This is a genomic window from Azospirillum rugosum (assembly GCF_017876155.1).
In the GTDB taxonomy this organism is placed as follows: Bacteria; Pseudomonadota; Alphaproteobacteria; order Azospirillales; family Azospirillaceae; genus Azospirillum; species Azospirillum rugosum.
Map to the genome: position 1 here is coordinate 247,428 of NZ_JAGINP010000005.1, position 20,459 is coordinate 267,886.

At 69.7% G+C, this 20,459-nt stretch carries 19 protein-coding genes and 1 other RNA gene; 9 read left to right on the top strand and 11 right to left on the bottom strand.

Annotated elements, in window-relative coordinates:
- Positions 1 to 46: 46 nt before the first annotated feature.
- Together J2851_RS09300 and miaA are read right to left on the bottom strand one after the other, a co-directional pair.
- On the bottom strand, positions 47 to 1,261 hold the full coding sequence (locus tag J2851_RS09300; RefSeq protein WP_209765925.1) for an aminotransferase-like domain-containing protein: 1,215 nt from the start codon (positions 1,259 to 1,261) through the stop codon (positions 47 to 49).
- 18 nt (positions 1,262 to 1,279) lie between these two features.
- Positions 1,280 to 2,266 (bottom strand): tRNA (adenosine(37)-N6)-dimethylallyltransferase MiaA, encoded by a 987-nt coding sequence (miaA, locus tag J2851_RS09305; protein WP_209765926.1) that lies wholly within the window; start codon positions 2,264 to 2,266, stop codon positions 1,280 to 1,282.
- 154 nt (positions 2,267 to 2,420) lie between these two features.
- Between miaA and serB the strand changes: the two genes are divergently transcribed.
- Positions 2,421 to 3,317 (top strand): phosphoserine phosphatase SerB, encoded by an 897-nt coding sequence (gene serB, locus J2851_RS09310; protein ID WP_209765927.1) that lies wholly within the window; start codon positions 2,421 to 2,423, stop codon positions 3,315 to 3,317.
- 172 nt (positions 3,318 to 3,489) lie between these two features.
- On the opposite strand, the gene J2851_RS09315 is transcribed toward serB, so the two are convergent.
- The 4 genes from J2851_RS09315 to hflK form a co-directional block, all read right to left on the bottom strand.
- Positions 3,490 to 4,956 carry a DegQ family serine endoprotease gene (locus tag J2851_RS09315; protein ID WP_209766053.1) on the bottom strand — a complete coding sequence of 489 codons (1,467 nt, stop codon included), beginning with the start codon at positions 4,954 to 4,956 and terminating at the stop codon, positions 3,490 to 3,492.
- 396 nt (positions 4,957 to 5,352) lie between these two features.
- Positions 5,353 to 5,541 carry a DUF2065 domain-containing protein gene (locus tag J2851_RS09320; protein WP_209765928.1) on the bottom strand — a complete coding sequence of 63 codons (189 nt, stop codon included), beginning with the start codon at positions 5,539 to 5,541 and terminating at the stop codon, positions 5,353 to 5,355.
- Between the two features lie 227 nt (positions 5,542 to 5,768).
- Positions 5,769 to 6,713, bottom strand: a complete 945-nt coding sequence (gene hflC, locus J2851_RS09325; RefSeq protein WP_209765929.1) for a protease modulator HflC — start codon at positions 6,711 to 6,713, stop codon at positions 5,769 to 5,771.
- Positions 6,714 to 6,726: 13 nt separating this feature from the next.
- Positions 6,727 to 7,938 (bottom strand): FtsH protease activity modulator HflK, encoded by a 1,212-nt coding sequence (gene hflK / locus J2851_RS09330; protein ID WP_209765930.1) that lies wholly within the window; start codon positions 7,936 to 7,938, stop codon positions 6,727 to 6,729.
- A 183-nt stretch (positions 7,939 to 8,121) separates the two neighbouring features.
- Here hflK and apbC point away from each other — a divergent pair, with 183 nt between their 5' ends.
- Positions 8,122 to 9,288 carry an iron-sulfur cluster carrier protein ApbC gene (gene apbC, locus J2851_RS09335; protein WP_209765931.1) on the top strand — a complete coding sequence of 389 codons (1,167 nt, stop codon included), beginning with the start codon at positions 8,122 to 8,124 and terminating at the stop codon, positions 9,286 to 9,288.
- Positions 9,289 to 9,527: 239 nt separating this feature from the next.
- On the top strand, positions 9,528 to 11,330 hold the full coding sequence (locus J2851_RS09340) for a monovalent cation:proton antiporter-2 (CPA2) family protein (protein ID WP_209765932.1): 1,803 nt from the start codon (positions 9,528 to 9,530) through the stop codon (positions 11,328 to 11,330).
- A 31-nt stretch (positions 11,331 to 11,361) separates the two neighbouring features.
- Here the strand turns inward: J2851_RS09340 and J2851_RS09345 are convergent, their stop codons facing one another.
- The 3 genes from J2851_RS09345 to J2851_RS09355 all read right to left on the bottom strand — a co-directional run bounded on the left by J2851_RS09345 (position 11,362) and on the right by J2851_RS09355 (position 14,164).
- Positions 11,362 to 12,159 (bottom strand): ABC transporter ATP-binding protein, encoded by a 798-nt coding sequence (locus J2851_RS09345; RefSeq protein WP_209765933.1) that lies wholly within the window; start codon positions 12,157 to 12,159, stop codon positions 11,362 to 11,364.
- A complete protein-coding gene (locus J2851_RS09350; protein ID WP_209765934.1) occupies positions 12,156 to 13,052 on the bottom strand; it encodes an ABC transporter permease in 897 nt (298 codons plus the stop codon). The genes J2851_RS09345 and J2851_RS09350 overlap by 4 nt, the downstream gene beginning before the upstream one ends.
- Before the next feature lie 146 nt (positions 13,053 to 13,198).
- Entirely contained in the window at positions 13,199 to 14,164 is a 966-nt protein-coding gene (locus J2851_RS09355) for an ABC transporter substrate-binding protein (protein ID WP_209765935.1), read from the bottom strand.
- 81 nt (positions 14,165 to 14,245) lie between these two features.
- Between J2851_RS09355 and J2851_RS09360 the strand changes: the two genes are divergently transcribed.
- Both J2851_RS09360 and J2851_RS09365 read left to right on the top strand, forming a co-directional pair.
- On the top strand, positions 14,246 to 14,422 hold the full coding sequence (locus tag J2851_RS09360; protein ID WP_209765936.1) for a hypothetical protein: 177 nt from the start codon (positions 14,246 to 14,248) through the stop codon (positions 14,420 to 14,422).
- 55 nt (positions 14,423 to 14,477) lie between these two features.
- Positions 14,478 to 14,855 carry a DUF983 domain-containing protein gene (locus J2851_RS09365; protein WP_209765937.1) on the top strand — a complete coding sequence of 126 codons (378 nt, stop codon included), beginning with the start codon at positions 14,478 to 14,480 and terminating at the stop codon, positions 14,853 to 14,855.
- 99 nt (positions 14,856 to 14,954) lie between these two features.
- Here the strand turns inward: J2851_RS09365 and J2851_RS09370 are convergent, their stop codons facing one another.
- Together J2851_RS09370 and thyX are read right to left on the bottom strand one after the other, a co-directional pair.
- On the bottom strand, positions 14,955 to 16,865 hold the full coding sequence (locus J2851_RS09370; protein ID WP_209765939.1) for an O-linked N-acetylglucosamine transferase, SPINDLY family protein: 1,911 nt from the start codon (positions 16,863 to 16,865) through the stop codon (positions 14,955 to 14,957).
- 134 nt (positions 16,866 to 16,999) lie between these two features.
- Positions 17,000 to 17,938 carry an FAD-dependent thymidylate synthase gene (gene thyX / locus J2851_RS09375; protein WP_209765941.1) on the bottom strand — a complete coding sequence of 313 codons (939 nt, stop codon included), beginning with the start codon at positions 17,936 to 17,938 and terminating at the stop codon, positions 17,000 to 17,002.
- Between the two features lie 94 nt (positions 17,939 to 18,032).
- Here thyX and ssrA point away from each other — a divergent pair.
- The 4 genes from ssrA (at position 18,033) to J2851_RS09395 (ending at position 20,406) form a co-directional block, all read left to right on the top strand.
- Positions 18,033 to 18,409: a transfer-messenger RNA gene (gene ssrA / locus J2851_RS09380) on the top strand.
- 31 nt (positions 18,410 to 18,440) lie between these two features.
- Positions 18,441 to 19,025 carry an SspB family protein gene (locus J2851_RS09385; RefSeq protein ID WP_209765943.1) on the top strand — a complete coding sequence of 195 codons (585 nt, stop codon included), beginning with the start codon at positions 18,441 to 18,443 and terminating at the stop codon, positions 19,023 to 19,025.
- Between the two features lie 27 nt (positions 19,026 to 19,052).
- The gene (locus J2851_RS09390; RefSeq protein ID WP_209765945.1) at positions 19,053 to 19,430 is read left to right on the top strand and encodes a TfoX/Sxy family protein; all 378 of its coding nucleotides are present in this window, start codon (positions 19,053 to 19,055) and stop codon (positions 19,428 to 19,430) included.
- A gap of 103 nt (positions 19,431 to 19,533) precedes the next feature.
- Positions 19,534 to 20,406, top strand: a complete 873-nt coding sequence (locus J2851_RS09395; RefSeq protein WP_209765947.1) for an SDR family NAD(P)-dependent oxidoreductase — start codon at positions 19,534 to 19,536, stop codon at positions 20,404 to 20,406.
- Positions 20,407 to 20,459 lie beyond the last annotated feature (53 nt).

Sequence of the window (20,459 nt, forward strand, 5' to 3'; positions counted from 1 at the left end):
CGGCAGCGGCGACGGGCCTTCGGGCCGATCCGTGCGTGGGGCGTGATTACGCCGCGACGGTTTCCAGCAGGCCGCACAGGCGGCGGATGCCCTCCCGGATGCGCTCCGGGTTGTTGTTGGAGAAGCTGAGGCGGAGCGTGTTCTTGCCCGACCGGTCGGCGTGGAAGGCGGAGCCGGGGACGAAGGCCACGTTGGCCTCCTGGATCGCGCGGGCCAGCAGGGCCACGCCGTCCGTGCCCTCCGGCAGTTCGATCCAGACGAACATGCCGCCTTCCGGCTTGGTCCAGCGCACGCCCTCCGGCGCGAACTGCTCCAGGGCGGAGAGCATGGCGTCGCGCCGCTCCTTGTACTTCGTGCGCAGATGGCGGAGGTGCGTGTCGAAGATCTGCGACACCACGTCGTGCAGGACGATCTGGTTGATCGTGCTGGTGTGCAGGTCGCCGGCCTGTTTCATCAGCACCAGCCGGTTGATCACCTCGGCCGGGCCGTTGATCCAGCCCACGCGGAAGGCCGGGACCATCGTCTTGGAGAAGGAGCCGCAGAAGATCACGTTGGTGAGCTTCCCGCCGTTGCGCGCGGCGTCCAGCGCGGCCAGCGGCGGCACCCGCTCCCCGTCGTAGCGCAGCTCGGTGTAGGCGGCGTCCTCCACCACCGGCACGCCGTGCTTGGCGCAGAGGTCCAGGATCGCCTCGCGCCGGGCCAGCGTGATGGTCGTGCCGTTGGGGTTCTGGAAGTCCGGAACCATGTAGAAGAACTTCGGCTTCTGCTCCAGCGCGGCCTCGAGCGCGACGAGGTCCGGCCCCTCGGCGTCGCCCGGAACGGACAGGTAGCGGGGCTCGTACGGCGAGAAGGCCTGGAGCGCGCCGAGGTAGGTCGGGCGCGTCACCGCCACCGCCTCGCCCGGCCCGATCAGCAGCTTGCCGACGAACTCCAGCGCCTGCTGCGAGCCGCTGGTGACCAGCACCTCGTCCAGACCCGCCTGGATGCCGTGGCGGCCCATGTAGGCGCAGATCCACTCGCGCAGTGGGGTGTAGCCCTCGCTGATCGTGTACTGCAGCGCGCCGCCGGCGCCGGCGTTGGACTGGAAGATCTTCTCATAGGCACGCGCGATGGCCGCGGTCGGGAAGAAGTCCGGGTCCGGAATGCCGCCGGCGAAGGAGATGATCTCCGGCCGTTCGAGCAGCTTCAGCAGCTCCCGGATTTCCGAGGCCCCCATGCCGGCGACGCGGCCGGCAAACACGTGTCCCCAATCGACCGTCACTTTAAATCCTCCTGAAGCTCAGCGACGCAACGTCGTTTCAAGATAGGTCAGTATTGCTTCACTAAGCGATCCTGAATAGAGCGAATTGACCGTATGGCTGCCATGCACGGTTCCACCGGCGGGGTCCGGCGGGCGGGCCACCAGCTGGTGGCGGAACCACGTCACCTGACGCTTGGCATAGCGCCGCGTTGATTGTTGCGCCAGCGCAATTGCTTCGTCCAGGGACAGTTCGTTTTGCAAGTACCGCCGCAGCTCCGGCACGCCCAGCGCCTTCATGGCCGGCAGGTCCGGATCCAGCGCCTGTGCGTCCAACCGCCGCACCTCTTCCAGCGCCCCCTGCCCCATCATCACCACGAAACGGCGGTCGCAGTTGGCGTAGAGCGCATCCCGCGGCGGGTCGAGCACCAGGACGGTGAAGGCCAGCCCCTCCGGTGCGCCCTCCGCCGTCCGTGTCTGCCAATGGGACAGCGGGTGGCCGGTCGCCTCCAGCACCTCCCAGGCGCGGGTCAGGCGGGTGGTGTCGCCGGCGTTCAGCTTGGCCGAGGCCGGATCGCGGGCCACCAGCTCCGCGCGGAAGGCTTCGCCGCCGAGTTCCCGCAGGCGGGCGTGGGCGGCCCGGCGGACCTCCTCCGGGATGGCGGGAACGGCGCTCAGGCCTTCCATCAGGCTGCGCAGGTAAAGGCCGGTGCCGCCGACGACCACCGGCAGGCGGTCGGCCGCGTGCGCCGCGGCGATCTCCGCCAGAGCCATGTCGCGCCAGCGCGCCGCGGAGCCGCGCTCGCTCGCCGGCAGCACGCCGTAGAGGCGGTGCGGCACGCGCGCGAGGTCCGCCGGGCCGGGCCGGGCGGTCAGCACGTCGAGGTCGGCGTAGAGTTGCATGCTGTCGGCGTTGATCACCGTGCCGCCCAGCGCCTCGGCGATGTCCAGCGCCATCCCCGACTTGCCCGACGCCGTCGGCCCGCCGATCACCACCACGTCCCGCTTCGTGTCGCTGCCTGTCGTCATCGCGCCTGCCCGTCTCCCTGAGGAAACAGCGTATGGCAGGGGATGCCGCCGGAATGCAATGCCACGATGGTTGCCAGATTGGTTGGCGGAGTGCCCCGGCTGTGGTAGGCAGCGCGCGCGCCCTCCCCGCAGGACTTTCTCCAGGATCGCCCCCATGAGCGCTGTCGTCACCCTGATCGCCGCCACGTCCTTCGCCCTTGACGAGCAGACCGCGCAGACCGCGCGCGCCGCCCTCGGCCCGCTCGGCGCGGACTCCGTGACGCTTGACTGGCTGGCCCCCGGACGGGCCTGCGACATCGCGCTCGGCGGGCTGGCGCCGGAGCAGGCCGAGGCCGCGGTGCGCCGGGCGCTCGGCGACCTGCCCGTCGACGTGATCGCCCAGGCCCCCGCCAACCGGAAGAAGCGCCTGCTGGTCGCCGACATGGAATCGACGATCATCGAGCAGGAGATGCTGGACGAACTGGGCGACTATGTCGGGCTGAAGCAGCACATCGCCGACATCACCGCCCGCGCCATGAACGGCGAGATCGACTTCAAGGGCGCGGTGCGCGAGCGCGTCGCCCTGCTGAAGGGGCTGAAGGAGAGCGTCATCGACGAGGTGTGGCAGCGCGCCACACTGATGCCGGGCGCCAAGGCGCTGGTCGCCACCATGCGCGCCAACGGCGCCACCTGCGTGCTGGTCTCCGGCGGCTTCCGCTGCTTCACCGAGCGGGTGCGGACCTGGGTCGGCTTCGACGACGACCGCGGCAACGTGCTGGAGGTGGTGGACGGCACCATGACCGGCGCGGTGGTCGAACCGATCCTGGACAAGGACAGCAAGCTGGAAGCCCTGCTCGCCTACGCCGGCGAGCGCCGCGTCCCGACGCCGGAGACCATGGCGGTGGGCGACGGCGCCAACGACCTGCCGATGCTACTGGCCGCCGGGCTGGGTGTGGCCTACCACGCCAAGCCGACCGTCGCCGCCCAGGCCCGCGCCCGCGTGGACCACGGCGACCTGACGGCCCTGCTCTACGCCCAGGGCTACCGCGCCGGCGAAATCGTGGAGGGGTGAACGAGGAAACGTAGGTTGGGTGGAGCGGAAGCGGAACCCAACAGACCTCGCCCGGTAAACGCTGTTGGGTTGCGGCTGCGCCTCCACCCAACCTACGAAGCACCACGGCGCGTCGAAAAGAAAAAGGCACCGGCGGTTTCCCGTCGGTGCCTTTTTGCTGAAGCGCCGGCCGTCAGCCCTGGCCGAGCGGGATGGCGACGAAGCGCAGGTCGCCCTTGCGGTCGACCAGCAGCAGGATGGACTTCTTGCCCTGCTCCTTGGCCTTCTGGATCTTGGTGGCGACGTCTTCCGGCTTGCGGACTTCCTCCTGGCCGACCTCGATGATCACGTCGCCAGGGCGCATGCCCTTTTCCGATGCGGTCGAGTTGTTCGACACCTCCGTCACGACCACGCCCTTCAGCTCGGGCTTGATCTCGAACTGCTGGCGCAGTTCCGGGGTGATGCCGGTCAGCTTCAGGCCCAGCGCCTCGGTCTGCTTCGGGGCCGGGGCCTGCTGCGGCTGGCGGCGCTGCTCGTCCGGGACGGCGGCAAGCAGACCGGATTCTTCGGCCGCCTCAAGCTCGCCGACCTTGACCTGCAGGGTCACGGCCTTGCCCTTGCGCCACACCTCGACCGGGACCGACTTGTCGATGGAGGTCTCGGCGACGACGCGCGGCAGGCGGCGCGACTCGCCGATGTCGCGGTTGTCGAACTTGGTCACCACGTCGCCGGCCTGGATGCCGGCCTTGGCCGCCGGACCACCCGGCGTGACGGAGGCGACCAGCGCGCCCTTGTGGGCCTGGAGGCCGAGGCTCTCCGCGATCTCCGGCGTGACCGCCTGGATGCGCACGCCCAGCCAGCCGCGGCGGGTCTTGCCGTAGTCGCGCAGTTGGGCGACGACCTGCTTGGCGAGGTTGGCCGGGATGGCGAAGCCGATGCCGACCGAACCGCCCGACGGCGAGTAGATCGCCGTGTTGATACCGATGACCTCGCCGTTCAGGTTGAACATCGGGCCGCCGGAGTTGCCGCGGTTGATCGAGGCGTCGGTCTGCAGGAAGTCGTCGTAGGGGCCGGCGTTGATGTCGCGCTGGCGCGCCGAGATGATGCCCGCGGTCACCGAGCCGCCGAGGCCGAACGGGTTGCCGATGGCCAGCACCCAGTCGCCCACGCGCATGGCGTCCGAATCGCCGAAGGTCACGGCGGTCAGCGGGTGGTTGGTCTTGATCTTCAGCAGGGCGACGTCGGTCTTGGTGTCCTTGCCGATCAACTCCGCCTTGATGTTGGTGTCGTCCTGCAGGATGACGGTGATCTCGTCCGCGTCCTGGATGACGTGGTTGTTGGTGACGACCAGCCCGTTCTTGGCGTCGATGATGAAGCCCGAGCCGAGCGAGGTGGCCTTGCGCTGCTGCTGCGGCTGGTCCTGCTGCTGGCGGTCGAAGAAGTCCTTGAAGAACTCCTCGAACGGCGAGCCCGGCGGGAACTGCGGCAGCTCCGGCCGCGAGCCCTGCGGGCGCTGCGGCGCCGCCTGGCTGGTGGAGATGTTGACCACGGCGGGCAACAGCTTCTCCGCGAGATCCGCGAAGCTGCCGGGGGCCTGCCGCGCCTGCGCGGCGGCGGGGTTGCCGACCACGGCGGTCAGCACCCACAGGAGAGCGGCCATCAGGGGAACGACACCCGCCCGTGTGGACAGACGGTTGCGCCGGTCGGCGGAAGCCGCGACCACGGCGCGCTTGGTGCAAAGGTTAGGGTTCAACTCAGCTCTCCCTGCCGGACGTCCGGCCGCTTCTTGTTCCATTTGGCGTGCGTGCCGAGGGCGCCCACCCGATCCGTGTGAAGCGGATGTAAGCCGTGCGCGACCGTGCTTCAAGCAATCAAGCCCCCAAGCGCCCGCGAACTCTCACACTCCCCGCGGCCCGGTCCAAGGACGGCCGGCGAATATACAAGATCGAATATACTCTGGTTGAGTATAGGGGGGTGAGTATGGCCGGAAAATGGCGCGTTGGTCCAGAGAGCGCGCACCGGTCCGGGGCCTGTCTCCCCCTATGCGCGGCGCCGTTCAGGCCCCGCGCAGAAGCCAGACCAGCCCGACCCCGGCCATCGCCGCGACGAGGCCGGCGGCGCGCATGTGGTTTTCCGGCAGGGCCAGCGCTTCGGCGATCACCCGCCGCATCGCGTTGGGGAACAGCGCGTAGAGCGCGCCCTCGATCACCAGGACAAGGGCAAGCGCGGTGAAAAGGTCGGTCATGGGAGTTGATGGATGGGTGGGTGGCGGGAACGGCCCCACCCTATCCCCTCGGCCGGTGACTGCGTCAACAAATCGAACCGTATGCGACCGAACGCCCCTTTCCACCGTCATCCCAGCGAAGGCTGGGATCCAGGAAACTCCGCCGTTAAGCGGCTGATGTGCCCTGGATTCCCGCATTCGCGGGAATGACGGTGGACAGGCGGTGGGCGTCCGTGGAAATGGGACGCTTACTGCTGCGCGGTGGCGGCGCCGGTGTTCGCCGGGCCGGGCGAGGCCGGGGCGTTGGCCGGGGCCGGACCCTGCCCGCCGTTGCCCGTGATGTCGCCGAAGTAGCGGAAGAACTCGCCGGTCGGGGACAGCACCATGGTGGTGTCGTCCTTGTTCAGCGCCTTCCGGTAGGCTTCCAGCGACCGGTAGAAGCTGTAGAACTGCGGATCGCGGGAGGTCGCCTCGGCGATCAGCTTCAGCGCCTGGTTGTCGCCTTCGCCGCGCAGGATCTGCGAGTCGCGCTGCGCCTCGGCCAGGATGACCGTGCGTTCGCGGTCGGCGCGGGCGCGGATCTGCTGCGACTGCTCCTGGCCCTGGGCGCGGGCTTCCGCCGCCTCGCGTTCACGCTCGGAGCGCATGCGGGCGAAGATCGACTGGCTGGTCTCCTCCGGCAGGTCGGCGCGGCGGATGCGCACATCGACGATCTCGATGCCGAAGCGCTTGGCCTCGTCGTTCACCTGGCCGCGGATGTCGTTCATCACGCGGGGGCGCTCGTCCGACAGGATGGCGAGCAGGGTCACGCTGCCGAGCACGCGGCGCAGCGCCGAGTTCACGATGGCGTTCATGCGCGTCTCGGCCACCGCCTCGGTCCCGGCGGTCTGGTAGAAGCGCAGCGGGTCAAGGATGCGGTAGCGGGCGAAGGCGTCGACGTCCAGGCGCTTCTGGTCGGCCAGGATCACCTGCTCCACCGGCGGGTCGAGGTCGAGCACGCGCCGGTCGAGGATGCGCACCTCCTGGATGAAGGGGATTTTGGCCTTCAGGCCGGGTTCGCGCAGAACGCGCATCGGTTCGCCGAACTGGAGGACCAGCGCCTGCTGCGCCTCGTTGACGGTGAAGAGCGAGGCCGAGGCGATGACGCCAGCCAGCAGGATGCCGATGCCGACGAGCAAGAGACTGCGGTTCATGGTCGTCGCCTCCTCAGCGGGTCTGCTGGCCGGACATCACCGGCCCGGGTTGCGAGGCGGACTGTCCGGTCCTGGCCGGAGACGGCGGCACGGCCGCCGGGGCCGGCTGGAGCTGGCCGAGCGGCAGGTAGGGGACGACCCCCTGGGCACCCTGGGCGTTGCCGTCGATGATGACCTTGTGGGCGCCGCGCAGGATCTCTTCCATGGTTTCCAGATACATGCGCTTGGCGGTCACTTCCTTGGCCTGGGAGAAGGCGTCGTAGACCTTGCGGAAGCGTTCTGCGTCGCCCTGTGCCAGGTTCACGACCTGCTCGCGGTAGGCCGAGGCCTCCTGGATCAGGCGTTCCGCGTCGCCGCGGGCGCGCGGGATCACGTCGTTGCGGTAGGCCTCCGCCTCGTTGCGGGCGCGTTCGCGGTCGGCGCGGGCGCGCTGCACGTCGTTGAAGGCGTCGATGACGGGGGCCGGCGGATCGGCCTTCTGCAGCTGCACCTGCGTCACCTCGATGCCCGACTGGTAGTCGTCGAGCATCGCCTGGAGGAGCTGGCGCGTGGAGGTCTCGATCTGCTGGCGCGCCTCGGTCAGGGCCGGCTGCAGCTCCGTGCGGCCGATGACCTCGCGCATGGCGCTTTCCGCCGCCTTCTTCACGGTGACCTCGGGCTCGCGGATCTTGAACAGGTACTGGCCCGCGTCCTTGATGACCCAAAAGACGGTGAAGTCGATGTCGATGATGTTCTCGTCGCCGGTCAGCATCAGCGACTCGTCGGGCACGTCGCGGTCGCCGCGCCGCCCGTCGCCGGCGGACCGGTAGCCCACCTCGATGCGGTTGACGCGCGTCACCTTGGGCAGCAGCACCGTCTCGATCGGCGCCGGCAGGTGATAGCGCAGGCCCGGCTGCTCGGTGCGGGTCCATTGGCCGAAGCGCAGGACGACGCCCTGTTCGTCCGCCTCGACGCGGTAGATGCCGCTGGCCAGCCAGATGATGGCGAGCAGGCCGACGACGAGCGCGATTCCGCGGCCGCTGCCCACGCCACCCGGCATCACCTTCTTCAGGCGGTCCTGGCCGCGGCGCAGCAAATCCTCAAGGTCGGGAGGCTGCGGTCCGCCGCCGCCCCCACCGCCACCGCCGCCGTTTGGCGGCCTGCCCCACGGATTCTGGCCGCCGCCCCCCGGCGGAGATCCCCAGGGGCCGCCACCGCCACCCCCACCCTGATTGCTCCACGGCATTCCGTTCGTTCCCCTTCGCGCTCTCTCGTTCCTGACCGGGTGCCTTGGCCGACCGAAATCATTGCCGACCGGTCCGGTCCCTTTACCATTATTGCCCGACGGTCCTATAGTGCCTCTCCCTTCGGAGAGGGAGTTCACCGACGGATATCCGCCAATATCGGGAAGGAAGCGGAGTTTTCAACCATGGCCCAGGTCAGCGAAGCTCAAGTCCTTGAGGCTCTCAGGACCGTAATCGATCCGGAACGGGGCAAGGACATCGTCAGCCTCGGCATGTTGTCCGGCCTCGTCGTGCGCGACGGCAACGTCGCCTTTTCGATCGAAGTGGACCCCAAGCGCGGCGCCCAGGCCGAGCCGGTGCGCCACGCCGCCGAGAAGGCAGTGGAGCGCGTGCCGGGCGTCCTGTCCGTCACCGCGGTCCTGACGGCGCACCGCGCCGGCGGCCAGGGCGGCGGCCAGCCCGCCCCGCAGCAGGGCCACGGTCACAGCCACGCCCACGGCGGGCACGGGCACAGCCACGGGCAAGGACAGCCGCAGGAGCAGAAGCCGCTCGTCCCCGGCGTGAAGGCGATCATCGCCGTGGCAAGCGGCAAGGGCGGCGTCGGCAAGTCCACCACCGCCGCCAACCTGGCGCTCGCCATGGCGGCGAACGGTCAGAAGGTCGGCCTGCTGGACGCCGACATCTACGGCCCGTCCATGCCGCGCATGCTCGGCATCTCCGGCCGCCCGGTCAGCCATGATGGCCGCGTGCTGGAGCCGATGGAGAACTACGGCATCAAGGTGATGTCCATGGGCTTCCTGGTCGCCGAGGACACGCCGATGATCTGGCGCGGCCCGATGGTGATGAGCGCGTTGCAGCAGATGCTGCGCGACGTGAACTGGGGCGAGCTGGACGTGCTGGTGGTCGACATGCCGCCGGGCACGGGCGACGCGCAGCTGACCATGGCGCAGCAGGTGCCGCTGGCCGGCGCGGTGATCGTCTCCACCCCGCAGGACATCGCGCTGCTGGATGCCCGCAAGGGGCTGAACATGTTCCGCCGCGTGGACGTGCCCGTCCTCGGCATCATCGAGAACATGAGCTACTTCTGCTGCCCCAACTGCGGCCACCGCACGGACATCTTCAGCCACGGCGGCGCCCGCAAGGAAGCCGACGACCTGGGCATGGAGTTCCTGGGCGAGATCCCGCTGCACATCGACATCCGCGAGACCTCCGACCAGGGCCAGCCGATCACCGTCTCCCAGCCGGAGTCGGAGCACGCGAAGGCCTACCGCGGCATCGCCAAGCGCGTCTGGGAGAAGATCGCCGGCGACCAGGGGCCGACGCGCGCCGCCCCCCGGATCGTCGTGCAGTAGGCCGCCTTCTAGCCCTCTCCCCTCTGGGGAGAGGGTGGCCCGAAGGGCCGGTGAGGGGGGTCTCGCTACTCTGGTACGTCCGGCAAAAGCGCAACCCCCTCACCCTAACCCTCTCCCCGGAGGGGAGAGGGGACATTAGAACGCGCTTCCATCATACGTAAGCATTGGAAGCCGGTCGGTACCCGATCCGCCACCCCGTCCCCATATTCCGACACGGAAATGACGCTGGGACGGGGTGGATGTCGGATCTTCTGACGGTGGTGGTCCTGCTGGCCGCCGTGGTGCTGGCCGTTCCGGTCGCGAAGCGGCTGGGGTTCGGCGGGCCGGTGGGCTACCTGGGGGCGGGGCTGGTCATCGGGCCGGCCGGGTTCGGCCTCGTCACCGACGTGGGCGCGATCAGCCACGTTTCCGAATTCGGCGTCATCATGCTGCTGTTCCTGATCGGGCTGGAGCTTCGCCCCGCCCGGCTCTGGGTCATGCGCAAGGCGGTGCTCGGGCTGGGCGGCGCCCAGGTGGCGCTGACCACGCTGGTCATCGCGGCGGTGGCGTTCCTTCTCCTGGGGCTGTCCATGGCGGCGGCGCTGGTGGTGGGGTTCGGGCTGGCGCTCTCCTCCACCGCCATGGTCCTGCCGATGCTGGCGGAGCGGGAGCTTCTGACCACCAACGCCGGCCGCAGCGCCTTCTCCATCCTGCTGTTCCAGGACCTCGCCATCATCCCGGCGGTGGCGCTGCTGCCGCTGCTCGGCACCGGGGACGTCATGCCGGACGCCAACGGCGCCTGGCTGGCGGTGCTGAAGGCGATGGCCGTCGTCGCCGCGATCCTGGCCGGCGGCCGGCACCTGCTGCGCCCCATCCTGCGCGCGGTGGACGCCGCCAAGACGCCGGAGATCTTCACCGCCGCCGCCCTGCTGATCGTGCTGGGCACCGCCTTCCTCGCCGCCTGGGGCGGACTGTCCATGTCGCTGGGCGCCTTCATGGCCGGCGTGCTGCTGTCCGACTCGGAATACCGGCACGAGGTGCAGGCCGACGTGGCGCCCTTCGAGGGGCTGCTGCTCGGCTTCTTCTTCGTGTCCGTGGGCATGGGTGCCGACGTCAAGGCGCTGATGGAGCGGCCCCTGTTCTACCTGTCGCTGGCGCTGGGGGTGATGGCGCTGAAGGGTGCCGTGCTGTTCGCGCTGGCCCGCCTGTCCGGCCTGCGCCCCGGAGGCTCCGCGCGGCTGTCGTCGGTGCTGAGCCAGGGCAGCGAGTTCGGATTCGTGCTGTTCGGGCTGGCCGTGGGCGTCGGCGCCATGTCGACCGAGCAGTCGGCCGCCGCCATGCTGGTGGTCACGCTGACCATGATCGCGTCGCCCTTCCTCTTCGCGGCGGAGGAGAAGTGGCTCGCCCCGCGGCTGATCATCAAGCCGGCGCGCCCCTACGACACGATCGAGTTGGACGGGGAGCCGCCGGTGATCATCTGCGGCTTTGGCCGGGTCGGGCAGATCGTCGGCCGCGTGCTGCGCCTGCGCAACATCCCCTTCACCGCGCTGGAGCAGAGCGCCGCCCAGGTCGATTTCGTCCGCCGCTTCGGCAGCAAGGTCTATTACGGCGACCCGTCGCGGGAAGACCTGCTGCGCGCCGCCGGGGTCGAGCACGCCAAGGTTCTGGTCGTCGCGCTGGATGACATGGAGCAGTCGCTGCGCGTGGTGGAGGTCGCCAAGCGCCACTTCCCCCACCTGACCATCTACGCCCGCGCCCGCAACCGCCGGCACGCCCATTACCTGATGGACCGGGGCGTGACGCATTTCGTGCGCGAGACCTTCGATTCCAGCCTGCGCCTGACCGGCGGCGTGCTGGAGGCGCTGGGCGTCCCGCACGACGAGGCGGAGCGCACCATGGAAACCTTCCGGGAGCACGACGAGCGCACCCTGATCCGCCAGCACGCCGTCCACCACGACGAGAACCGCCTGATCCAGACCTCCCAGCAGGCCGCCGCCGAGTTGCAGTCCCTGTTCGAAGCGGATCGCGAGGAGCCGGAGGAACGGAAGCGCCGACTGGGCTGAAGCCCGCCGGCACGCCCTTGTTCATCCAAACTCAGCCGATCAGCAGGCTGTCGTCGGCGATCTCCTCCCCGCCGCGCTGGCGGGCGAAGAGGGCCAGCAGGTGCGGCACGTCCAGCCCGGCGCGCTGCTCGCCGGAGACGTCCAGGACGATCCGGCCCTCGTGCAGCATCACCGTGCGGTCGCCGTAGTCCAGGGCCTGCCGCATGGAGTGGGTGACCATCAGCGTGGTCAGCCGGTTCTCCTGCACGATGCGCCGGGTCAGGCCCAGCACGAACTCCGCCGTGCCGGGGTCGAGTGCGGCCGTGTGCTCGTCGAGCAGCAGGATCTTCGACCCGGCCAGCGTCGCCATCAGCAGGCTGACCGCCTGCCGCTGCCCGCCCGACAGCAGGCCCATGCGGTCGTGCAGCCGGTTCTCCAGCCCCAGACCAAGCTCCGCGATGCGGTCGCGGAAATGCCGGCGGCGGTCGCCGCTCAGCGCGAAGCCGAGGCCGCGCTTGCGCCCGCGCGCGGCGGCCAGCGCCATGTTCTCCTCGATGGTCAGGGCGGTGCAGCTGCCGACCATCGGGTCCTGGAACACGCGGGCGACCAGGGAGGCGCGCTTCGGAGTCGCCCAGCGGGTCACGTCGGTGCCGTCGATGGCGATGCTGCCGCTCTCCGCGATCACGTCGCCGGCCAGCGCGCCGAGGAAGGTGGACTTGCCGGCGCCATTGGAGCCGATGACGGTGACGAACTGCCCCTCGGGGATCGTCAGGTCGACGCCGCGCAGGGCGTGCTTCTCCAGCGGCGTGCCGCGGCCGAAGGTGACGTGGATGCCGTTGACGGTGATCATCGCGCCGCCTCCGTTTTGCGGCCTGCCTTCAGCCGGACGCGCGGCAGGATCAGCGCCACCGCGACCAGCACCGCCGTGACGAGGTTCAGGTCGGAGGCCTGGAGGCCGATCACGTCGGCCGACAGCGCCAGTTGCACGGCAAGCCGATAGAGGATCGACCCGACCACGCAGCCGACCAGCGCCCACAGCATCGTGCGCGCCGGCAGCACCGTCTCGCCCACGATCACGGCGGCGAGGCCGACGACGATGGTGCCGATGCCCGTGGTGACGTCGGCGAAGCCGTTGGTCTGCGCGAACAGCGCGCCGGCCAGCGCGCAGAGCCCGTTCGACAGCGCCATGCCGGTGTAGATGTGGAAGTCGGTCTCCACCCCCTGCGCCCGCGCCATCCGCGCGTTCACGCCGGTCGCCCGCATGGCGAGACCGAACTCGCTGCCCAGGAAACGGGCGAGCAGAAGCACGACGGCCACCACCACGACCGCAACGACCAGCGGCCGCACCATGTGGTCCGGCAGCCCCAACCCGTAGAAGGGCGTCAGCACGGTGTCCTGCATCAGCAGCGCCACGTTCGGCCGCCCCATGACGCGCAGGTTCACCGAGAACAGCGCGATCATCGTCAGGATGCTGGCCAGCAGGTGCAGGATCTTGAAGCGCACGTTCAGCGTCGCCGTCACCAGCCCGGCAACCGCGCCGGCCAGCGCCGCGGCGAGGCTGGCGAGCCACGGGTTCACCCCGGCGACGAGCAGCGTGGCGCATACGGCCGCACCCAGCGGAAAGCTGCCGTCCACCGTCAGGTCGGGGAAGTCCAGCACGCGGAACGACAGGTACACGCCGAGAGCGACCAGCGCGTACACCAGCCCGATCTCAACCGCCCCGAAGAAGGCTATTTCACTCATGTGTGGTCCTTGGGGTTCACGCGTTGGGCCCCCCTCCCATCCTCCCCCCATCTTCGACGGGGGGAGGAAAGATCCCCTCCCCCGCGAAGTGGGGGAGGGTTAGGGTGGGGGCCCAACTCCGGAACTCCCGTCAAACAATCAACGACTTACTGCCCGACCACCTTGGTCGCGCGGGCGGTCACCGCCGCGGGGATGGTGACGCCCATGGCGGCGGCGGACTTCGGGTTCACGAACAGGTCGGTTCCCTTGGCGTGGATGGTCGGGATGTCGCCGGGCTTCTCGCCCTTCAGGACGCGGGCCACGACCTCGCCGGTCTGGCGGCCGACCTGGCGGTAGTCGAAGCCGATGGAGGCCACCGTGCCGCGCGCCACGCTGTCGGTGTCGGCGGAGAAGATCGGCAGCTTGGCCTGCTGGCCGACCGCGATCACGCTTTCCAGCGCCGACACGACCGTGTTGTCGAGCGGGATGTAGACCGCGTCCACCTTGCCGACGAGGCTGCGGGCGGCCTGCTGGGCGTCGGCCGACTTGGTCGCCGTCGCCTCCGTCACGGTCAGGCCGGCCTTCGCGGCCTCCTCCTTCAGCGCCTTCACCAGCGAGACGGAGTTCGGCTCCCCGGGGTTGTAGAGGACGCCGACGCGTTTGACCGACGGCACGATCTCGCGGATCAGGGCGACGTGCTCGCCGACCGGGGCCATGTCCGACACGCCGGTGACGTTGCCGCCGGGCTTGTCCATGCTCTTGACCAACTGGGCGCCGACCGGGTCGGTCACCGCGGTGAAGACCACGGGAATGTCGCGGGTGGAGGCGGCGACGGCCTGCGCGGACGGCGTGGAGATCGGGACGATCACGTCCGGGCGGGCTCCGGCGAACTGGCGCGCGATCTGCGCGGCGGTCGCGGGGTTGCCCTGGGCGCTCTGATAGTCGACCTTCAGGTTCTGGCCGGGCGTGAAGCCCGCCGCCTTCAGCGCGTCGACCACGCCGTCGCGGGTGGCGTCCAGCGCCGGATGCTCGACGATGGCGGTGATGGCGACGGTCTTGGTCTGCGCCTGCGCGACGGAGGTCGCGAGCGCGACGGCCGCGGTTGCGGCAAGGAACAGGCGGGTGATCTTCATGGCTCCAACCTCACCGGGAGTGGTTGCCCATCCCGTAGACGCCAACAGGCCGGTCCGTCAACTGCCGGGAGAGCGCAGCCGATGAGCGAAGACCCCCGCGAGGCCCGAATCCGCGCTCTGGAGGAGGCCATCGCCGACATCCAGGCTGAGGCGCGCGCCGCCGCCCATGCCCTGTGCGCCCACGAGTTGCAGATGCGGCTGGAAAACATCGCCCGCCGCGCCGAGGCCGCGCGCGCCCCAAAGCCTTCCGCTCCCTGAACAGTTGGCCTACCCTGCCCATATGGACGGCGACACGAACAATAGGGCGGCGGGAATGGCGGTGGACTATGGCGCGCGGTCGAAGCTGTCGGCGGCGTTGCGCGGGCTGATGGGCTGCTGCCCGGCCTGCGGGCGCGGGCGGCTGCTGAAGAGCTACCTGAAGCCGGTGGACCAGTGCGCCCACTGCGGCGAGGCCTTCGGCCATTTCCGCGCCGACGATGCCCCGCCCTGGATGACCATCCTGGTCGTCGGCCACATCGTCATCCCCATGCTGCTGTCGGTCGAGCAGCGCTACCAGCCCGCGGCTTGGGTCCATTTCGCCATCTGGCCGGCGCTGACCCTGCTTCTGACCATGCTTCTGCTGCCGCGCTGCAAGGGCGTGGTGCTGGGCCTGCTGTGGAGCACCGGCGCCCCGGGGTCGGAGCGGGCGTGAGGCGAATGGCCGTTGGGTTGCGGCTTCGCCTCCACCCAACCTACGGCCGAAATCGTAGGTTGGGTGGAGCGCAGCGCAACCCAACAGCAACCCCCTTCCCTACTGGAAATTCAGCGTGAAGCCGACACGCCCCTGCTCGGCCTGGAAACGCTGCCACATGATGCCGTAGGCGGCCTCCAGCGCGCGGGTGAAGCGCGCGCCGTCGAGCGTGGGGGACGCCGCCATGCGGTCGCGCAGGCTTGCCCGCAGCTGCGCCAGCCCCGCCGGATCGGCGACCAGCGCCGCCGCCTTGGCGACGTAGTCCTCCGGCCCGCTCGCCACCAGATCCGACAGCCCCGCCGAGGCGAGGTGGGTCACGGAATGGAGCGAGCAGAAGCGGTCGCCGCCCAGCGTCACCACGGGAACGCCCATCCACAACGCCTCCAGCGTCGTCAGCCCGCCGGAGTACGGGAACGGGTCCAGCGCCACGTCCACCCCGGCGTAGCCGGCGAGGAAGGCACGGTGCGGCGCGCCGCGCATCAGGTCCACCCGCGCCGGGTCGACGCCCGCCCGCTCGAACAGGGCCATCACGCGGGCCGCGGTGCCCGGATCCTCGAAGCCCGGCGTGCGCAGCAACAGGCGCGAGTCCGGAACGGCCTTCAGCACCTCCGCCCACAAGCCCGCGACCCACGCGTTCAGCTTGGGCAGCGCGTTGAAGGAGCCGAAGGTGGCGTAGCCGCGGTTGGCCAGGGGCAGCGGGGACACCGGCGGGGCGTCCTCCGGCGGCGCCCAGGGGACGTAGCCGTCGGGCATGCGCACGATCGCCTCCGTCGCCCAGCCGTCCGCACCCGCCGGGCTCTGGCGACTGTCGGAGATCAGGTAGTCCATGGCCGGCAGGCCGGTGCTGCCGACATAGCCCGCCCAGGTCACCTGCACCGGCGCCGCGCGCCGCGCGAACACCGGCAGCCGGTTGCCGAAGGTGTGGCCGGCGAGATCGACCAGGATGTGGATCCCGTCCGCCTGGATGCGCGCGGCCAGCGCCTCGTCGTCCATGCCCGGCGTCCAGACCCAGCCGTCGGCCAGCGGCATCAGCCGCTCCGTCTTCCAGTCGGGGTTGGCGGTGTTGGCGTAGCAGACGATCTCGAAGGCCGACCGGTCGTGGTTCGCCAGCACCGGCTCCAGGAAGAAGCCCACGGGGTGCGCGCGGAAGTCCGGGGAGACGTAGCCGATGCGGATCTTCGGGGCCGGCGCCGCGACCGCCGGGATCGGCGCGTGGCGGAAGCGGGAACCCCACATGCCGTGCGCCTGCGCCACCGTCTCCATGCTCAGCGACGGCACGAACTGCATCAGGTAGAGGCGCGAGGAGTTCAGCGACTCGACGTCGGGGTGCGTTTGCAGCACCGCCTCGATCTCCGCCAGCGCCTCCTCCGCCCGGCCCTGCATGGCGAGCACGCGGGTGGCGCGGTTGGCGCGCACCTCGACGCGGCCGGGCTCGCGCTCCAGCGCCGCGACGTAGGCGGCGTCCGCCTCCGTGAAGCGGTTCAGTTCGGCCAGCGCGTTGCCGAGGTTGTAGGGGTGGATCCAGCTGCCCGGGTCGAGCAGCCCGGCGCGGCGGTAGAGGGCCACCGCCTCCTCCCGCCGTCCTTGCGCGCGCAGCAGCACGCCGAGGTTGGCGACCGCCGCCAGCGTCCGTGGGTTCAGCGCGATGGCCCGGCGGAAGAAGGCCTCCGCGCGGGCCGAATCGCCGGCCCGGCGCACCGCCTCCGCCATGGCGAGCAGCCCGTCCATGGCGTGGTCGAGCGCCGGGTCGAGGTTCAGCGCGCCGGCGTAGGCGTTGGCCGCCCCCGCCACATCGCCCAGGCTTTCCATCACGAGGCCGTAGTTGGCCCACCAGGCGGGCACCGTCGGGTAAGCGGCGATCGCCTGCCCGATCAGGTCCATCGCCTCCTCGAACCGCCCGGCCTGGGCGGCGAGAAGTCCCTGGCGGTGGCGGGCGTCGGCCTCGTGTGGAGTCATGGCGGGCGGCGTCATGGCGGTGCTCCGGGCGTGAAAAGCGGATTGTGATCCGCTTTGGACCGCGACAGCGGTCCCGGTCGCACGTGCGACCGAAGCCCGCCGGCGAATGAGGCGATGTGAATCCGCGGCGAACCTAGGTTCGCCGCGGGTTATTCCGAGCGGCCGAGCTGGTCCATCAGCTCCCGCCATTCGCGCTTGGACAGGCCGCTGGTCTCCTGCGTCACGGCCTCGCCGGCCAGCAGGCGCTTGACCACCTCCAGCCCGGTCTTGGAGACGTGCGTGCCGCCCAGGCGGTACTCGCTGAAGGCCTCGAACACCGCCGGGACCCAGCGCTTCACCACGTCCAGCATGGCCTCCGCGTAGACGCGGATCTCGTACTGGGCGTGCGGGTCGGCGCGCAGCGACAGGAAGTGCAGGAGGTTGTGGAGGTCGACCTTCCAGTACCACTGGGTGTAGTAGTTCAGCGTCAGGTTCATGCGCGCCAGCTCGCGGGCCAAGCCCTGGCGGCCCTCCTCGATGGTCGTGCCGTCCTCGCGGTGGTTCAGCATCTCCTCATAGTGGGAGTAGACGGCCTCCGCGTCGTCGCGCAGCAGCTTCATGACGGCGGCGGCCTCGTCGCCCTGCAGCACGTCGCCGCGGCCCTGGCGGTTGACGACGGCCTGGGCGCCCAGGTTCTCCGGCGACGGGATGTAGAACTCGCGGTCGAGGATTGAATAGCGCGCGGAATACTCGTTCACGTTCGCCGTGCGGTGGCGGATCCACTGGCGCGCCACGAAGATCGGCAGCTTGACGTGGAACTTCATCTCGCACATCTCGAACGGGGTCGAGTGGCGGTGCCGCATCAGGTACTTGATGAGGCCGGCGTCCTCCGTAACCTTCTTGGTGCCCTTGCCGTAGGACACGCGGGCAGCCTGAACGACGGCCGAATCGTCGCCCATATAGTCGATGACGCGCACGAATCCGTGGTCCAGGACCTCGATCGGCTCGTAGAGGATCTCCTCCAGGGCCGGGACGGTGGCGCGGCGGGTGGTGGCGGTGACGGCGCGCAGGCGGTCGATCTCGGCGCGCTGGTCGGGCGTGATCGGCATGGGTACTCCGGGGACTGAATGCGGGCCGCACTCTACGTCCCGCCGGTTGTCGCGTCATCCCCTTTTGGGTTCCAGGGACTCTCCCGTTCGATGGCCCCTTTCAATGCTCGGACGAAGGGCCTATATTAAGCCCGTCGGTCGCACCGACTACGGCGATAAACGCCTTGCGGAATAAGCGTTGTGGACCCGGGGGCGGTACCCGGCGCCTCCACCAAACAAACCACCGTCCTCTCAGGTGTTGGCCTTTGGGAACGGGTTCGTTGGGGGCGAAATAGGATCGACACGCGTGGTAAAGGCATGGTCTTCGCTCGGCATGGTTCCGCCGTTATCGGGCCATTGCAATAGTTGCCAACGACAACGTTGCTCCGGTCGCCGTTGCCGCCTAACAGCGGTAACTGACCGAAATCAATCCCCGATGGGTAGCACCTGAGGGTGGGGCCGTGGGCCGCCTAGCAACAGAAGGCCCACACCTTCCTTTTTGGCGTTAAGGACCCGCCCAAGAATGCCGAGAGAGCAGTTGCGTTATGACCGCATGGTCGAGGCCGCCCTGCGCGGTGTCGTCCGTGACGCGCTTCGTCAAGTCACCGACCGCGGGCTCCCCGGCAATCACCACTTTTACCTGACGTTCCGCACCGCCTTTCCGGGCGTCGACATCCCGGAATATCTGGCCGCGCAGTATCCCAACGAAATGACCATCGTGATCCAGTACCAGTATTATGGGCTGGAGGCTCTGGACGACCATTTCGAGGTGACGCTGAGCTTCAACAACGTGCACGAGCGTCTGGTCATCCCCTACGCCGCCATCACCACCTTCGCCGACCCGTCGGTGAACTTCGCGCTGCAGTTCCAGCCCGCGGCGCCGGCCGAATCGGCCGAGGTCGCCGCCCTGCCGACTCGCGAGGCGCCGGAGCGCAAGGACGGACTGCGCAAGGACGGCCCAGCCCGCGATGGCGCCAAGCCGACCATCGCCAAGCTGGCCAAGACCGACACGGCGAAGGCGGAAGCGGACAAGACCGACGGCGCCGCCCCGGCCGAGGAGCCGAAGCGCGGCGAGGTCGTGGCGCTGGACGCCTTCCGCAAGAAGTAGTTCCCACCCTACAGGACACCGCCGCCCATGGCCCCGGCGCCGCTCAGCGATTTCGTGCAGATGGTGTGCGAGTCGCTGGCGCCGTTGGGCGATCTGGCGGTTCGCCGCATGTTCGGCGGCTATGGCCTCTATTGCGACGGGCTGTTCTTCGCCATCGTCGCGGACGAGGTTCTGTACTTCAAGGCTGACGACGGCAACCGCGCCGACTACGAGGCGCTGGGGCTGCGACCCTTCAAGCCCTCCGACGACAAGCCCGTCACCCTCGCCTATTACCCACCGCCCGAATCGGCGCTGGATGAGCCGGACGAGCTGATTCGCTGGGCACGGCCGGCCTTGGCCGCCGCGGCGCGTGCCACCGCCCTGAAGGGCGCCCGCAAGAAGACGCCGGCGCGCGAGCCGGTTTGATCACCCTCCTTTAATTGCCCTTGCCCGATTGCCGACCTCCGCCGGACGCTCCACATGGTGCGTTCGCACGGACACCGACTCGAGACAATCGAAGGCTCTTCCCATGCAGAACCATCCCGCCCTGACCCCCGGCCGCGCCGCCGTCGTCACGGGGGCCGCAAGCGGTATCGGGCTCGCCGCCGCCGCCCGCTTCGCGTCGCTCGGCATGGCCGTCTGCCTCGCCGACGTCGACGCCGAGGCGCTGGGCCATGCAGCCGAGACGGTGCGCAAGGCGGCGCGCAAGCCGCAGGACGTGGTCACCGTCACCGCCGACGTCTCCCGCCTGGAGGAGGTCGAGCGGCTGAAGGACCTCGCCTACCGGACCTTCGGCGAGGTCGCGCTGCTGATGAACAACGCCGGCACGGAAGGCGGCGGCGCCCTGTTCGGCAGCACGGACCGCTGGCGGCAAATCCTGGGCGTCAACCTGTGGGGCGTCGTCCACGGCATCCAGCTCTTCGCCCCGGCGATGATCGCGCAGGGCACGCCCGCCGCCATCGTCACCACCGGGTCCAAGCAAGGCATCACCTGCCCGCCGGGCGACACCGCCTACAACACCAGCAAGGCCGGGGTGAAGGTGGTGACCGAGGCCCTGGCGCACGAGCTGCGCAACACCGACGGCTGCCAGGTCACCGCGCATCTGCTGATTCCCGGCTTCACCTACACCGGCTTCACGCGGGCGCGCGGAGTCGCGGAGAAGCCCGCGGGCGCCTGGACGGCGGACCAGGTCGTAGATTTCATGCTGCCCGCCATGGCGGCCGGCGACTTCTACATCCTGTGCCCGGACAACGATGTGACGCGGGACATGGACAACCGGCGCATCCAGTGGGCGGCGGAGGACATCATCCGCAATCGCCCGCCCCTGTCGCGCTGGCACCCGGACTACAAGGACGCCTTCGCCGCCTTCATGGCCGAAGGCGGCACGCCGCCGAAGCCGTAAAGGGTCGCACCGGGGAAGGCGCGGGGCGCGCCTCCCCTCGGATGTTCTCCGCC

Excerpts from the sequence above, each read along its gene's own strand:
- J2851_RS09355 (WP_209765935.1), bottom strand. The coding sequence starts at position 14,164 with ATGAAGATCACCCGCCTGTTCCTTGCCGCAACCGCGGCCGTCGCGCTC.
- J2851_RS09365 (WP_209765937.1), top strand. The coding sequence starts at position 14,478 with ATGGCGGTGGACTATGGCGCGCGGTCGAAGCTGTCGGCGGCGTTGCGC.
- miaA (WP_209765926.1), bottom strand. The coding sequence starts at position 2,266 with ATGACGACAGGCAGCGACACGAAGCGGGACGTGGTGGTGATCGGCGGG.
- thyX (WP_209765941.1), bottom strand. The coding sequence starts at position 17,938 with ATGCCGATCACGCCCGACCAGCGCGCCGAGATCGACCGCCTGCGCGCC.
- J2851_RS09320 (WP_209765928.1), bottom strand. The coding sequence starts at position 5,541 with ATGACCGACCTTTTCACCGCGCTTGCCCTTGTCCTGGTGATCGAGGGC.
- hflC (WP_209765929.1), bottom strand. The coding sequence starts at position 6,713 with ATGAACCGCAGTCTCTTGCTCGTCGGCATCGGCATCCTGCTGGCTGGC.
- J2851_RS09350 (WP_209765934.1), bottom strand. The coding sequence starts at position 13,052 with ATGAGTGAAATAGCCTTCTTCGGGGCGGTTGAGATCGGGCTGGTGTAC.
- serB (WP_209765927.1), top strand. The coding sequence starts at position 2,421 with ATGAGCGCTGTCGTCACCCTGATCGCCGCCACGTCCTTCGCCCTTGAC.
- J2851_RS09385 (WP_209765943.1), top strand. The coding sequence starts at position 18,441 with ATGCCGAGAGAGCAGTTGCGTTATGACCGCATGGTCGAGGCCGCCCTG.
- J2851_RS09390 (WP_209765945.1), top strand. The coding sequence starts at position 19,053 with ATGGCCCCGGCGCCGCTCAGCGATTTCGTGCAGATGGTGTGCGAGTCG.
- J2851_RS09345 (WP_209765933.1), bottom strand. The coding sequence starts at position 12,159 with ATGATCACCGTCAACGGCATCCACGTCACCTTCGGCCGCGGCACGCCG.
- J2851_RS09340 (WP_209765932.1), top strand. The coding sequence starts at position 9,528 with ATGTCGGATCTTCTGACGGTGGTGGTCCTGCTGGCCGCCGTGGTGCTG.
- apbC (WP_209765931.1), top strand. The coding sequence starts at position 8,122 with ATGGCCCAGGTCAGCGAAGCTCAAGTCCTTGAGGCTCTCAGGACCGTA.
- J2851_RS09370 (WP_209765939.1), bottom strand. The coding sequence starts at position 16,865 with ATGACGCCGCCCGCCATGACTCCACACGAGGCCGACGCCCGCCACCGC.
- hflK (WP_209765930.1), bottom strand. The coding sequence starts at position 7,938 with ATGCCGTGGAGCAATCAGGGTGGGGGTGGCGGTGGCGGCCCCTGGGGA.
- J2851_RS09395 (WP_209765947.1), top strand. The coding sequence starts at position 19,534 with ATGCAGAACCATCCCGCCCTGACCCCCGGCCGCGCCGCCGTCGTCACG.
- J2851_RS09360 (WP_209765936.1), top strand. The coding sequence starts at position 14,246 with ATGAGCGAAGACCCCCGCGAGGCCCGAATCCGCGCTCTGGAGGAGGCC.
- J2851_RS09315 (WP_209766053.1), bottom strand. The coding sequence starts at position 4,956 with ATGGCCGCTCTCCTGTGGGTGCTGACCGCCGTGGTCGGCAACCCCGCC.